The organism is Puia sp. P3 (assembly GCF_050632245.1).
Lineage (GTDB): Bacteria > Bacteroidota > Bacteroidia > Chitinophagales > Chitinophagaceae > Puia.
Genome location: NZ_CP192583.1, coordinates 3163500 through 3177104, shown reverse-complemented (window position 1 = coordinate 3177104; position 13605 = coordinate 3163500). Strand labels below are relative to the sequence as shown.

The following is a 13605-nucleotide window of genomic DNA, read 5'->3' as shown; positions in this document are numbered from 1 at the left end:
TAGTCAAATATGGTCTCGGAGGTATTTTAATAATTCGTCCAGGCGGCCGTTGATAATGAGTTCCGACGGGTTGGGCGGAATGGCGCCTGAAGGAATGAAAAACAGATTCGGGTTGACGGAAGTGCTTTTAATGATATGGTCTGCTTCTTTATCTCCGACAAAATAGTTGGTGAGTCCTACCTGTCTGGAGATATTGAATATCGGGCTGAGCGCCGGTCTCCGGAGGTCCATCTCGAGGAGAACGACCTTTTTGTTCGTCATTGCCAGGCTGGCGGCAATGTTGACGGAGATAAAGCTTTTGCCTTCGCCCTGGATGGTGGACGTGACCAGGATCTTTTTCTTCCGGTTGTTGATGCCGATATAGGCCAGCGAGGTACGGAGCTGGCGGAACTGTTCGGCGATCACCGACCGGTTGCCTTCCTCGATGACGAAGAGGTCGTCCTTGTCGTTCATCATGATCTCGCCGATGACGGGGACGCTGGTGAAATCTTCGATATCGCTACGGAAGATGACATGCTGGTTGAACACCTCTCTTACTGCTACAAAAGCTGCGCCAGCGCCCAGGGCGCCCAGGACGGCGATCAGGTAGACCAGCATCCTTTTCGGACTGACTGGTTTTACGCCGGACTGTGCGTCGTCTACGATACGCGTATCGGATACGGCTGAATTATAGGAGAGGGCGGTTTCTTCCCGCTTCTGCAGCAGGAAGCTGTAGATGCCGTTCTTGATCGTCTGCTGGCGGCTGATCTCTACCAGACCTCTTTCTTTCTGGGGAAGTCTCCTCAGGATGGAAGCGTATTGATTGCTGGTTCCGGTAAGGTTGGCCTTGCCTGCCTCGAGGTTTTGCTCGCTGTAGCCGGACTGCAGCTAACACATTGGGTTTCAGCTTTTCGATGCCGTCGCGTACGGAAGTGAGCAGGGGGTTGTTCTCTGCCGTCGTCTTCTGGAGGCTTTCGTACTGGACTTCGAGATCGTAAAGTTTACCGAGCAGGGAGGCGAGGGCGGGATTGTCCACACCTGCAGGTAGCCGGCACCACACCCGGCTGGTTGGAGCCGGAGGTCAGCGCCCGTTCGACCTGGTCGAGTACCGCCATCTGGACGTTGACCTCGCTGAGCTTTTGGTCGTTGACCCCGACGTTGTCGAGGTAGAGTTGTCCCTGGGCGCTGATATCGACGATGCCTTCTCTGGTCTTGTATCTCTGTATATTGAGTTCGACGGAATCGAGTTCGCCCGCCACCAGCTTGAGCCGCTCGTTGATAAATTTGAGGCGTGTTGGAGGCGAGGGCGTTCTTGTCGTTGATGGCTGCCCTGTTGTAGGCGGCGATGAGTCCGTTGAGGATGTCTTCTCCTCTTCTCGGCACGGCGTCCCGGATCTTGAGATTGATGACCGAGGACAGCTTGGTAGCCTGGGTCACCTTCATGGCGTTCATCATGCCGTCCGTGACGGATCTGGCGTTGAGCAGGACATAGTACAGCTTTTCCTTTTCTTCGGGTTTGCTGTAGTTGGTATTCGCGGTGAAGCGGAGGGTGGTGTTGCCGTCGACGGGGACCCACTGGTTCAGCGGATAGCGTTGTCCTTTTATTATTACTTCTTTCGTGCTGCTGTCAAATGCAAAAAATACCCTCGGGTCGCCCTTGACCTCCGCGATCGAATCGGGGTGCAGGGCTTCGATGGTGATGGGTGAGCTGAGATAGGCCGAGCGGTCCTTGAACGGCGCTTCGGCCATTACCGGGGCGTACAGTGAAAAGTTCTCGACCACTTCGTGCATGAGCATGCGCGAGCGGATGACCTCGATCTCGTTTTCAACTAGCTTTTTCGAGCCGAACAGGTCGAGCTGTTCCATGAGGTTGGCGTCGTCCACTCCTTTCTTTTCGTCTTTGACGAGGATCGTCGCGGATGCCTCGTAGATGGGCGTAGCGTAGCGGAGGTAGAGCCAGGCTCCCGCGCCAAAAAGGATCAGGAGGATCAGAAACAGCGGCCAGTACGGCAGGTACTTGAACAGCAGGCCCGTGATCAGGTTGCTGTCCTTGTCTTCAATTCCCCTCTTCTGTGTCACTTGCATAGTCATTCTTTTAATGGTTAATTGTGTCTTATCGAATAGGTGAGGATGATCGCCACAAACGATAAGCCACTCAGGATAATGGGAAGCAACTGTTGGGTACGACTCGTGCTTGCGACTTTGGCGTTATTGGGTTCTACATAAACGATGTCGTTGGTCTTTAAATAATAATAAGGAGAGGTCAGTATTTTTTCGGAATTGAGATTGATGCGGTGGATGACCTTGTTCGGGCCTTCTTCGCGGATCAGCAGGACGTTATCCCGTTTGCCATAGATGGTGAGGTCGCCTGCGAGACCGAGCGCTTCGAGGACAGAGATCTTTTCGTTGCCTACGTTGATCGTAGTCGGCCGGGCGACCTCGCCGAGAACGGTAACCCGGAAATTGAGGAACCGGACGTTGACGATGGGGTCTATCAGGAGTTTCTTCTCGGTGAGACTGTTAGTTAAGGATTGTTCAAGCTGTTTTTTGGTGATGCCCGCTGCCTGTATGGTTCCCAGAACGGGGAATTTGATGGTCCCTTCGGAGCTGACGAGATAGCCCAGCGGCTGTTGTGTGCTCCCGCCTGAGCTGATCCCGCCCATGGGATTGGAGGCAATGGAGAGCGATGACACGGACGCTGCCTGGTTGGGGATGTTGAATACCGGGGAAGCTTCAGGGTTCAGACTGCTGACAGAAATGCTCAGCAGGTCGTTCTTCTGAATGACCGATTCCATATTCACGTCTGTGCTTTTCAACGTGGTGTCCTGAACGTTATTAAAATAAACGATCTTCTTTGTATTAACACACGATACGGATAGTATACACAAAAAGAATAATACTAAAAAAGGGTTCTTTTTTAAATGGGTCATTTAATTATGGATTTCATTGAATATTCCGGTCGTTCTCGCATTGGAGAGACGTTTCATCAGGCAAGCAATAGATAGCTTAGAGTGGTTTGCTTCTACAGGAATATTGACGGCTACGACGGGGCTTTACGGGGAATGGGTGGTGGCGGATCCCGCCACTGTGCAAATTAATAGGAGAATGAGAATTAGCTGGTGCAAAATACCACTTTAATCCATGTCTGTCAACTTTTTTTGTTCATATTCCAAATTTTGCCTATTAGTAATTCTACTATTCAAATCCATTCCTTACATTTTTCCAACCCTCAATTACCAAATCTGTACCAAAAATTCGAACATAGTTTTATTTTGCGTCCTTAATTGGATTTAAGGGGTGGAATTTTATCAACATTAGCCCTATATCATCTTTAGAATCACAGTCATGCGAAAATTACTCTGGCTTCTTTTCCTGTCAGCACCGGTCGTTAGTCATGCACAATCCAATGCCGCCGACGACCCAGGTCAATATGTTCACCCGATCATCGGCACGCAGCGTATGGGGCATACATACCCCGGGGCAACATCCCCGTTTGGCATGGTGCAGCTAAGTCCTGATACGGATACGATCCCCTATGAACTCAATGGTAAATACAACCCCGATGTGTATAAATACTGTGCGGGATACCAGTATGACGATAAAACCATCGTTGGGTTTTAGTCACACGCATTTTAGTGGTACCGGTCATTCCGATCTGGGCGACTTCCTGATCATGCCTACGGTGGGGGAACTGCGCATCAATCCGGGTGTGGCTGGTCAGCCTGGAGCTGGCTACCGCAGCGGCTTCAGCCATTCCACCGAGGTTGCCGAACCGGACTATTACAAAGTAAAACTGGAGGACTATAATATTCTTGCCGAGCTGACGACGACCACGCGGGTGGGGATGCACCGGTACACCTTCCCGGCCACGGATCAGGCGCATATCATCCTCGATCTGATGCATGGTATTTACAATTACGACGACAAGAATGTATGGACATATGTTCGCGTCGTGAATGATACGTTGGTCGTTGGGTATCGTCAGACCAGCGGGTGGGCGCGGACGAGGACGGTGTATTTTGCTATGTCGTTCTCGAAGCCTTTTTATCAGTATGGCAGCCGCAATTATTCCAGAAGACAGGTCTATCGCGGATTTTGGGGGAAGTTCGACCAGAACCACAATTTCCCCGACCTTGCGGGGCGCCAGCTGCGGATGCATTTTGATTTCAAGACGCGCGCCGGTGAGCAGCTGATGGTGAAGTTTGCGCTTTCTCCGGTGAGCACGGACGGAGCGCTGCTCAATCTCCGGACGGAAGCGTCCGGCTGGGATTTCGATCAGGTGCGCCAGCAGGGCAGGGAAGCCTGGAATGCCGAGCTGGGGAAGCTTCGCATCGAAGGCGGGCAGGCCACGAAAGAGAATTTCTATACGGCGATGTATCACGCTTTCATCAACCCAACGGTCTATATGGACGTGGATGGTTCGTATCGTGGACTGGACCAGCAGAACCACCATGCCGACGGGTTTACGAACTATACTACTTTTTCGTTGTGGGACACCCACAGGGCTCTGCACCCGTTGTTCAATATCCTGCAGCCCGGGCGGAATGCAGATATGATCAAATCCATGCTGGCGCACTATCAGCAAAGCGCCGAGCATATGCTGCCGATCTGGTCGCACTATGCGAACGAGAACTGGTGTATGTCGGGCTACCACTCGGTGTCGGTCCTGGCGGACGCTATCGTCAGAGGCAATACGCCGTTCGACCCCGGCCAGGCGCTGGAGGCCTGTATCGCGACCTCGAATCGTCGCAGCTTCGAGGGGCTGGGCGAGTATATCGACCGTGGGTATATCCCTTCGGAGACCAATGGGACATCGGTCTCCACGACGCTGGAATACGCCTATGACGACTGGAGCATCGCGCAGGCGGCAAAGAAACTCGGGAAGATGGACATATACGCGACGTATATGCGCCGTTCGGAAAACTATAAGAACGTCTTCGACTCATCCATCGGCTATATGCGGCCCCGACTGGCAAATGGCAGTTATCGGGCGAACTTCGACGTACTGAGCACCAACGGGCAGGGCTTTATCGAGGGCAACGCCTGGAACTACAGCCTTTATGTTCCGCACGATCCCGCGGGACTGATCGCCATGCTCGGGGGAAGAAGCGATTTGTGCGCCACCTCGACTCGCTGTTCACGATGGAATTGCCGGATAAGTTCTTTGCGGAGACGGAGGACATCACCAGGGATGGGATCATCGGCAATTATGTACACGGCAATGAGCCCTCCCACCATGTCGCCTATCTGTATAACTGGACGGACCAGCCCTGGAAGACACAGGAAAGGGTGCGTATGATCCTGGAAAAACAGTACAGGCCTACACCCGACGGGCTTGGCGGCAACGACGACTGCGGGCAGATGAGCGCCCGGTATATCTTCACGGCGCTGGGTTTTTATCCGGTGGCTCCGGGTTCGGCAGAGTATTCGCTGGGCAGTCCGGCAGTTGACGCGGCTACCATCCGGCTGGACAATGGGAAGGTTTTTACGATCGAGGCGAGGGGTCAGGGGCCGAAGAATGTGTATGTGAAAAAGGTGGAGTTGAACGGGGTGGCGATCAACCGGCGGTATATCACCCATGAAGAGATCATGGCTGGGGGTAAACTGGTGTTTTATATGAGTGATAAACATTAACTGGACGGAGTCCAGTTCGTACACGAAGTGTACAGACAAAAATGGGACTGGGTAAAAAATTATTTTCGCCCAATTTTTTATCCCGGACCGATGGTGTTGTCCCGGAGGGGGCTTGCAAATGCGGATTTTTTATCATATATTTAGGTGAGATTTGATTTTTTTCAACAAAAAAATCCCGCCATATGAAAAAAGCACATTTTGCAGGCAATGCCGGGCTGACGATCGCGCTGGCGATCGGATTCCTTGGGCTGGTGATGTTCCTCTCCTATGTGTTCATTACAGGAACGATGAAATAGCCTTTCACCCAACATGACGGGTTTGTCGTGGAAGACGGCCCTGGTCAGATAAAAAATTAAAGCCGGATAGTTTGACTATCCGGCTTTTTTGGTAGGGTTATATCCGATCTACGGGACTAAATACGAGCTGTTGAAGGAACCGTTGGTAATGACAACGCTGTCTCCGGTGCTGCTGTAGAGCGTGCCCGAGAAGGTGCCTGCTACGCGTTTGCCTGTCTTGTCGTAGGTAGACAGGGTCAGGGTTCCGTGTGCGGAGGGGAACCAGGAGTCATAGGAGGCGGTCTTGCTCTGGTAGGAGACTTCGGTCATGTCCAATCCGTTGATATCCAGCTTCTTGCCCACGGTTGCCGTGTCGTCGAACTGTACGGCAAAACCGGTGGTATCTTTACCGCTGATCGACATCCCGACGACGCCGATGACGCCATAGACGTCGGCGGCCTGTACCTGGGCAGCAGAGTATCCCGATCCGCTGATGGTCGCGGAAAGGTTGTTGGAATTGCTGTTGCTTTTCTTACAGCTGGAGGCAAAGAAAAGGGTAGAGATAGCGATAACGGAAAGACCTAACAGTGAAGTAGTTTTGATCATCATAGTAATGGATTTAAGAGTTTTGCCTTAAACGCGCGTGAGGAGTGTTTATTGCCGGCGCCCGGCGCAAATCATGTACATTTGCGGGCCCGGAGCTTGATCGAATCGAACGAAGATATACGAATGGTAAACATCGGAGATATACGACTACCTGAATTTCCTTTATTGCTGGCGCCTATGGAGGACGTGAGCGATCCGCCTTTCAGGGGTGTTTGCCGTGCGCTTGGCGCGGACCTTACGTATACGGAATTCATCAATAGCGACAGTCTTATAAAGGGGGCGATCCGGAGTCGTCGCAAGCTGGACATTTTCGAGGCGGAGCGTCCGGTGGGCATCCAGCTGTATGGCGGGGACGAGGAGAGTATGGAACTGGCCGCGGAGATCGTGGATGCTACGGGGCCGGACCTGCTGGACATCAACTTCGGGTGTCCGGTGAAGGGGATAGTGCACAGGGGCGCCGGCGCGGGTGTGCTCCGCGATCCGGACAGGATGGTGCGGCTGACGGAAGCCTGTGTTCGGGCGACGCGGTTGCCCGTGACCGTGAAGACGCGACTGGGCTGGGACGACGCCTCGAAGAATATCGAAGAGGTGGCGCTTCGTCTGCAGGACGCGGGGATAAAGGCCCTGACCATACACGGGCGGACGCGCTGTCAGCTGTACAAGGGCGAGGCCGACTGGACGCTGATCGGCAAAGTAAAGAACAACCCCCGGATCAGGATCCCCATTTTCGGCAATGGAGATATCGACAGCGCGGAAAAGGCGCTGGAGTATAAGAACAGGTATGGCGTGGACGGCGTCATGGTCGGCCGGGCGGCGATCGGCTATCCGTGGATCTTCCGGGAGATCCGGCACTATCTGGAGACGGGGCGTTTGCCGGAGGGTCCTACCGTGGTGGAAAGGGTAGCGGTCTGCCGGCAGCATCTGGCGGGGGCGCTGGGCTGGAACGGGCCGGTGCAGGGGATCAACGAGATGCGCGGGCGCTATGGTCACTATCTGAGGGGGATACCGGATATCGGGGATTATGTGAAACAGCTGGTGCGACTTTCCGACCCCGGGGAGGTAGAGTTGGTGCTCGCAGCGATCGAAGACCGGTACAGGGATCATGTTCTCACTACTGAATCTATACGTCTGGTCAATTATCATACGCACTGCGCCTTGTAACGTGTACAAAACACCCTAACTTTATCCGCCTAAAACTCTATTTCAACGTGCATAAAAAAGCTAGTCTTTTCGTGCTGTCCGTTCTGGCCACTTGTGGTGGCGTCAGGGCAGACGGCATCGTCAGTAACGGTCTATACGACTGCTGCCAATACCGAGCTTCGGCTGACCCCAAATGGTGTATTGCATTTCTCCGCAGGCCGCCAGCCGCTGGAAACGGAACCATTTGTTCTTGTCGATCCATCCAAAACGTTTCAGCCGGTAGAGGGCATCGGCGGGGCGCTGACCGACGCGTCCGCGGAGACCTTTGCCAAACTATCCAAAGACAGGCAGCAGGAGTTGCTGACGGCGTACTATAGTCCCGACAAGGGCATCGGCTATACGCTGGCCCGTACGAATATCCAGAGCTGCGATTTCTCGAGCGACAGCTATAGCTATGTCGGCGACAACGATCCGCAGCTGAAGACCTTCAGCGTTGCGCACGACGAGCGGTTCCGGATACCGCTGATCAAACAGGCCATAGCCGCGGCCGGTGGTCAGCTGAAATTATATGTGAGTCCCTGGAGTCCGCCGGCGTGGATGAAGGACAATAATAGTGTCCTTCAGGGCGGGCATCTGAAGCAACGGGAGTTCGGGCAGGCGTGGGCGAATTTCTTCATAAAATTCATTCGCACGTATGAGGCGAAGGGGGTCCCCGTCTGGGGGCTGACGGTGCAGAATGAGCCGATGGCCAAACAGAAATGGGAGTCCTGTATATATACGGCGGAAGAGCAGCGCGATTTCATCAAAAAATATCTGGGACCGAGTCTCGAAAAGGCCGGGATGGGGGGTAAGAAGCTGATCTGCTGGGACCATAACCGCGACCTGCTGTATCAGCAGGCGAGCACTATTCTGGAAGACCCGGGCGCGGCCAAATACGTTTGGGGAATCGGCTTTCACTGGTACGAGACCTGGACGGGCGGGCCGATGCTCTTCGACAACCTGAAGCTGGTACACGAGGCTTTCCCGTCAAAGAATCTGATCTTTACGGAGGGCTGCAAGGAGAAGTTCGATTTCGACAGCCTGGCCAACTGGTCGCTGGGTGAAAAATATGGCTATTCCATGATCAACGATTTCAATGGTGGGGCTGTGGCCTGGACCGACTGGAATATTCTTCTCGACGAGCATGGAGGCCCCAACCATGTGGGCAATTTCTGTTTTGCTCCGGTGCATGCGGACACGCGCGACGGGAAGCTGATCTATACCAATGCCTTTTACTATATCGGTCATTTCTCGAAATTCGTCCGTCCCGGCGCCCGCCGTATCGCGGTGTCGTCCAACCGTGCGGCCCTCCAGACGACGGCTTTTGTGAACAAAGACCAAAGCGTGGTTGTCATTGTGATGAATGACACGGACAAGGCCTGGCCGTATCACCTGATGGTAAAAGGACAGGCGGCTGTCACGGAGAGTCTGCCGCATTCTATTGCAACCCTAATCATAAAATAATGGCATTGTTCAAGAGAGTAGCGCTGTTTGGTATTGCTGTCTGTGTATTTTCGGTGGAATATGGCTTTGCACAAAAGGATAAAGACAGGACGGTAGCGGTGTGGCTGACCGACCCGGGACACAATGTGTTCTTTCAGCAGCAGCCTGAGCTGCGCCCTGAAAAGGAAGGCGCCGTAACGGGGCCGCTGATCCGGATCGACGAGGCCAAAAGTATGCAGGAGATGGAAGGGTTCGGCTTCGCCCTTACGGACGGGAGCGCCCAGCATCTGCTCCGGATGAGTCCGGACGCCCGCGGGGCGTTGCTGCGGGAGTTGTTCGGGACCGACAGCAGCCATATCGGCATCAGCTATCTGCGTATCAGCGTCGGCGCATCCGACCTCAGCGATCATGTCTATTCGTACGACGACCTGCCCGAGGGCCGGACGGATACGGCGATGACGCATTTTGATCTGGGGCCCACGCTGAAGGAGGTCGTTCCTGTGCTGAGACAGATCATCGAGATCAATCCGCAGATAAAGATCATGGGTTCTCCCTGGTCGGCGCCGGTCTGGATGAAGACCAATCACGACAGCAGGGGAGGCAGCCTTATGAAACAGTACTATTCCGCCTACGCCAATTATCTTGTGAAATTTATTCTGGCGATGCAGGATCAGGGCATCTTTATCGAGGCCCTTACCGTGCAGAACGAGCCCCTTCACCCGGGCAACAACCCGAGCATGTTCATGCCGGCGGAGGAGGAAAGGGATTTTATAAAGACCGCGCTGGGGCCGGCATTTCAGCGGGCGCGAATCGATACCCGGATCGTCATTTACGACCACAATGCCGACCGTCCGGACTATCCCATCACCGTGTTGAAAGACCCGGAGGCGAGTCAGTATATCGACGGCTCGGCCTTTCACCTTTACGGAGGCCGGATCGACTCGCTGTCCCTTGTACACGACGCTTTCCCGGACAAGAACCTTTATTTTACGGAGCAGTGGGTTGGCGCTCCGGGCGATTTCAAAAAGGATATCCCCGAGCATATCGGCAAGCTGATCATTGGCGCGCCGCGCAACTGGTGCAAGACCGTCATCGAATGGAATCTGACATCGAACCCCAGCCTGCAGCCGCATACCGACCGTGGAGGCTGTGACCGTTGTCTCGGGGGGTGACCATCGACGGTGACAAGGTGACCCGGAATCCCGGCTATTATATCGTCGCGCACGCGGCCAAATTCGTGCGCCCGGGGTCGGTGCGTGTCGTGAGCAATTCGGACGACAGCCTTCCGAATGTAGCTTTCCGTACGCCGGATCATCTGGACGTGGTGGTCGTGTTAAATAACACGGAGGCGCAGCAGGTGTTTACGCTCGATTTCAAGGGCAAGAGGGTTCGTCCGACGCTGGAGCCGGGGGCTGTGGGGACTTATATATTGGATATGAAATAGTATTTTAACAATAAGTAAGGCCGTCCCTCAGGGGACGGCCTTTTTGTTTTTAGTTGTTTTGATTACGACCGTATCTAGTGCTGGACCACGAACCTTCGGGCGTTGACTGTGCTGAATTTCGACTGAACTGTCAGCAGGTAGGAGCCGGTCGGCAGGCCGCTGACGGGGAGCGCTACCAGATTGGCCCCGGCCTGCATGTCGGCCGTCTTTTTCACCATGATCCTTCCGAGCATATCGTACACATACAGGTCGACCTGTTGTGCGGAGGCGCTGTTATAGGTGACGTTCAGTATGCTTCTTGCAGGGTTGGGATACAGCGACAGGGATAGTGCGTTGAGGCTGTCGAGGCCTGCGGCTCTTGCGCTGTCGGCGCTGCGGGCGGCCGTTGCGGCTGTGCTGTCGTTGAAGGCGTTGGCTACTCTGCTGGTGGTCGAGTCGCTGGTCGCGGCGGCGGCGGTAGAGGTGACCGTAAATGTGACGGTGTTCGAGAAATACTGCCAGAACGTTCCGTCGCCGTCGTTGCCCTGTACTTTTATCGTATGCGTGCCGGCGGGAGGGTTGGTCCATGTGGCGATGTATACGATGGAGTCATAGGCGACGCTCTTCTTCGAGATGCTGAGGCCGGTGATCGCCTTGCCGTTGTCCAGCCAGTAGGTGGCGGAGATGACGTTGGCGGCGTTCGGGAATTTGATGCCCATGGTCAGCGTTACGGAGCCGGGCGTTTTGAGGCCGCTGGCGCTGGAGAAGTTGAGCTTCATTTTGGGATCGGCGCCGGGGATGGTCAGGCCGGTCACGTCGGTCCTGTACTGGTCTTTGTGGAGACCGATGCGGTTGAGGTGCCAGTCCTTGCCCTTGGTATAGTTGAAGGCGCCGGTTTTCAGCAGGCTGTCCATGATGAAGGGCAGTATCGGCGTCGTTCTTCCGCCGTTGAGCCGGAAATTGTCCTGGAAATAGGCGTTCCATTTTGTAAATGCCGGTCCTGTCCGCGCGTAGGTGGAATTGGTGGTTCCGTCGCGGTTGAAGAGGGAGTCGATATTGGTATTGGAGAAGATGCCGGGGTTGGCGGTAAATACGCAGCCCGTAAAGGAGGGCCAGATCTTCGACCAGTAGGAAATATTGGGGGTGCCGTTGCCAACCATGTCGGCGCATTCGGGATAGGCGGCACGGAAGGCCGCGCTATTGGTCCACATCTTCTTCAGGCTGTTGTAGTGCGTGGCATAGGTCGGGCTGGACGTGCCTTCGATCATCGTCGTCACGGGATACTGTGTGTTGACGCAGATGTTGTTGGCATAGGCCTGGAAATAGCCCCGGTGGTTGAAGAAAGCCTTCGGCGACCCGCTCGGTTATACAGTAGATCGTGCTATCGCCGGAGGAGAAGTTGTCGTTGTAGAAGCCGTTGGCGGCGAGGGCGTCGTGGACGTAGTTGTGGTTGAGCTTGTTTCCTCTGGAGAGCCAGAGTTCGCCGATCTCGACCTTGTAGAAGGCACCCATGTCGGAATAGACCTTCACCACGTCGAAGACGTCGTTGTACTCGAATGTATTGCTGTTGCCACCGTAGAGGATGCCTACCTGGGGACTGTCGTGGACCCTGTTGAAGGCCACGTATACGCCTACCGCCTCCTGTGTGTTGACGGCGGCGGAATAGAGCAGGGCTTCTCTTGCGTAGCTGTAGATCTGGTTGTTGATGACCTTGTGATAGGACCTGGTGACGTTGAACTGGTCGGTGGTAAAATTGTCGCTTTTTACGATGACGCCGCCGGCGCCGACCGAGTCGATATCGCAGCTCTGTACCGTACAATAGGTTCCGCCGGTGATCGTCACGCCGTTGCCGGAGCAGAGGCTGATATGGGAGGCGTCGATCTGGACGTTGTGACAGTCGTGGAGTTCGATGCCGTTGCCCGAACCGCCGCGGACGTCGATGTTGATGAACTGGGTATTGTTACAGTTGGTGACGGAGATGGCCGGAGACTTGCTATTGCCGGAGGAGGTCACGGTGCCTGTGGCGGGCAGCCACATATAGAGCATCTTCGTGCGGAAGTTGACGGACCGCTTGTCCTTCGGCGGCGATCTCTTCGACGAGGTTGAGCGCGAAGTAGGGCTCCTGACCGGCGACCAGTCTGCCGTAGGGTTTGGCGCCGAGGCCGCCGTAGATGCCGATCGATTGTGTGATGAGGCTGTCGGCCGTGCTGACGCTATAGGTGCGGACCACGTCCATCTGGAACTGCGCCTGCCAGTTGCCGGCGAGCCATACGCCGCCGTCGTTGATGGCTTTTGTCCAGTATTTCGCGCGGTCGTCCTGGTATTTGAAGCTACCACCCGGGACGCCTTTGTAGACGCCGGAGTTGATGACCTGTTTCATCGGCATCGTGGCGGTGCCGGCGGGATATCTGGACATCGGCAGCGGAAGGCCGTCCTTATAGAATTTGGGAGATACCAGGTCGCTGATGCCGAACTGTGCGGGCCACTGGGCCGAGTCGGCGATACCGAGGGCGCTCAGTGGGATCTGTTTGACCATGGTCTTCGCGGTGGCGTTGATGATGCGCGACTTGATGCTGTCGGGGATGGCCTGGAATTTGCTTCTGTCTACATAGTTCTCCGGCGTGAATACGGCGCCGTGGGGACTGTTGGATACGTAGACAACGGGATCGGCAGCGCTCCGATTGTCGGTGGCGTCGAGCGTCAGCGATTTGTAGACCCCGTTAGCCAGGTAGATGATACAGGCCTGAGAGGGGTGGGCGCGTGCTACAGCTCGTGCGCGATCGAGGTTTACAGGGGCCGCAGCAGAAGATCCATCGGCAGTCGCCGACCCGTTCGGCGAGGCGTAGATGTGAAGGTTCTGTGCGTGGAGGCCTGTAATGGAAGTTAGTGTAGAAATCAGTAATGTGTAAAGTTTTACGGGCTGGACATGGAATTTCATGATAAAATCAGAGCAGCTTTTAAGTATAGGAATAATAGGAATTTAGCAGGATGAACAACGCCTTATTGCGTTACAGGATTGAGCAGGTTGGACGGTTTTCGTCGGAATACAGTATTTCCTGCCGTCCA

Annotated in this window: 12 protein-coding genes and 1 pseudogene; 6 read left to right on the top strand and 7 right to left on the bottom strand. The window is 54.7% G+C overall.

Annotation, left to right across the window (positions count from 1 at the left end):
• Window positions 1–3 precede the first annotated feature (3 nt).
• The 3 genes from ACQ86N_RS19315 to ACQ86N_RS19305 all read right to left on the bottom strand — a co-directional run bounded on the left by ACQ86N_RS19315 (window position 4) and on the right by ACQ86N_RS19305 (window position 2774).
• Entirely contained in the window at window positions 4–756 is a 753-nt protein-coding gene (locus ACQ86N_RS19315; RefSeq protein WP_431217489.1) for a GNVR domain-containing protein, read from the bottom strand.
• Window positions 757–882: 126 nt separating this feature from the next.
• On the bottom strand, window positions 883–2064 hold the full coding sequence (locus ACQ86N_RS19310; RefSeq protein ID WP_431216553.1) for a Wzz/FepE/Etk N-terminal domain-containing protein: 1182 nt from the start codon (window positions 2062–2064) through the stop codon (window positions 883–885).
• Between the two features lie 17 nt (window positions 2065–2081).
• Window positions 2082–2774: a polysaccharide biosynthesis/export family protein gene (locus ACQ86N_RS19305; protein WP_431216552.1), complete on the bottom strand. Its 693-nt coding sequence runs from the start codon at window positions 2772–2774 to the stop codon at window positions 2082–2084.
• Between the two features lie 550 nt (window positions 2775–3324).
• On the opposite strand from ACQ86N_RS19305, the gene ACQ86N_RS19300 reads away from it, so the two are divergent.
• Window positions 3325–3600 carry a hypothetical protein gene (locus ACQ86N_RS19300; protein ID WP_431216551.1) on the top strand — a complete coding sequence of 92 codons (276 nt, stop codon included), beginning with the start codon at window positions 3325–3327 and terminating at the stop codon, window positions 3598–3600.
• Window positions 3515–5613 (top strand): annotated as a pseudogene (locus ACQ86N_RS19295) (GH92 family glycosyl hydrolase). The gene ACQ86N_RS19300 and the pseudogene ACQ86N_RS19295 overlap by 86 nt, the downstream one beginning before the upstream one ends.
• Window positions 5614–6017: 404 nt before the next feature.
• On the opposite strand, the gene ACQ86N_RS19290 reads toward ACQ86N_RS19295, so the two are convergent.
• Window positions 6018–6497, bottom strand: coding sequence for a hypothetical protein (locus ACQ86N_RS19290; protein WP_431216550.1), 480 nt, complete (start codon window positions 6495–6497; stop codon window positions 6018–6020).
• Between the two features lie 120 nt (window positions 6498–6617).
• On the opposite strand from ACQ86N_RS19290, the gene dusB reads away from it, so the two are divergent.
• From dusB to ACQ86N_RS19270, 4 genes are all read left to right on the top strand, one after another.
• Entirely contained in the window at window positions 6618–7655 is a 1038-nt protein-coding gene (gene dusB, locus ACQ86N_RS19285; RefSeq protein WP_431216549.1) for a tRNA dihydrouridine synthase DusB, read from the top strand.
• Window positions 7656–7748: 93 nt separating this feature from the next.
• Window positions 7749–9137, top strand: a complete 1389-nt coding sequence (locus tag ACQ86N_RS19280; protein WP_431216548.1) for a glycoside hydrolase family 30 protein — start codon at window positions 7749–7751, stop codon at window positions 9135–9137.
• 5 nt (window positions 9138–9142) lie between these two features.
• Window positions 9143–10288, top strand: coding sequence for a glycoside hydrolase family 30 protein (locus tag ACQ86N_RS19275; RefSeq protein ID WP_431216547.1), 1146 nt, complete (start codon window positions 9143–9145; stop codon window positions 10286–10288).
• Complete coding sequence (locus tag ACQ86N_RS19270; RefSeq protein ID WP_431216546.1) at window positions 10285–10560, top strand: glycoside hydrolase family 30 beta sandwich domain-containing protein; 276 nt, start codon at window positions 10285–10287, stop codon at window positions 10558–10560. The genes ACQ86N_RS19275 and ACQ86N_RS19270 overlap by 4 nt, the downstream gene beginning before the upstream one ends.
• Before the next feature lie 74 nt (window positions 10561–10634).
• Here ACQ86N_RS19270 and ACQ86N_RS19265 read toward each other — a convergent pair whose 3' ends face one another.
• From ACQ86N_RS19265 to ACQ86N_RS19255, 3 genes are read right to left on the bottom strand one after another with little or no spacing between them, the layout of a single operon-like run.
• The gene (locus ACQ86N_RS19265) at window positions 10635–11807 is read right to left on the bottom strand and encodes a T9SS type A sorting domain-containing protein (RefSeq protein ID WP_431217488.1); all 1173 of its coding nucleotides are present in this window, start codon (window positions 11805–11807) and stop codon (window positions 10635–10637) included.
• On the bottom strand, window positions 11737–12576 hold the full coding sequence (locus tag ACQ86N_RS19260) for a right-handed parallel beta-helix repeat-containing protein (RefSeq protein ID WP_431216545.1): 840 nt from the start codon (window positions 12574–12576) through the stop codon (window positions 11737–11739). Before ACQ86N_RS19260 ends, ACQ86N_RS19265 begins: the two co-directional genes overlap by 71 nt.
• Complete coding sequence (locus ACQ86N_RS19255; RefSeq protein ID WP_431216544.1) at window positions 12533–13477, bottom strand: hypothetical protein; 945 nt, start codon at window positions 13475–13477, stop codon at window positions 12533–12535. The genes ACQ86N_RS19260 and ACQ86N_RS19255 overlap by 44 nt, the downstream gene beginning before the upstream one ends.
• Window positions 13478–13605 lie beyond the last annotated feature (128 nt).

Excerpts from the sequence above, each read along its gene's own strand:
- ACQ86N_RS19310 (WP_431216553.1), bottom strand. The coding sequence starts at position 2,064 with ATGCAAGTGACACAGAAGAGGGGAATTGAAGACAAGGACAGCAACCTG.
- ACQ86N_RS19305 (WP_431216552.1), bottom strand. The coding sequence starts at position 2,774 with ATGGAATCGGTCATTCAGAAGAACGACCTGCTGAGCATTTCTGTCAGC.
- ACQ86N_RS19300 (WP_431216551.1), top strand. The coding sequence starts at position 3,325 with ATGCGAAAATTACTCTGGCTTCTTTTCCTGTCAGCACCGGTCGTTAGT.
- ACQ86N_RS19290 (WP_431216550.1), bottom strand. The coding sequence starts at position 6,497 with ATGATGATCAAAACTACTTCACTGTTAGGTCTTTCCGTTATCGCTATC.
- dusB (WP_431216549.1), top strand. The coding sequence starts at position 6,618 with ATGGTAAACATCGGAGATATACGACTACCTGAATTTCCTTTATTGCTG.
- ACQ86N_RS19265 (WP_431217488.1), bottom strand. The coding sequence starts at position 11,807 with ATGATCGAAGGCACGTCCAGCCCGACCTATGCCACGCACTACAACAGC.
- ACQ86N_RS19260 (WP_431216545.1), bottom strand. The coding sequence starts at position 12,576 with ATGTGGCTGCCCGCCACAGGCACCGTGACCTCCTCCGGCAATAGCAAG.
- ACQ86N_RS19255 (WP_431216544.1), bottom strand. The coding sequence starts at position 13,477 with ATGAAATTCCATGTCCAGCCCGTAAAACTTTACACATTACTGATTTCT.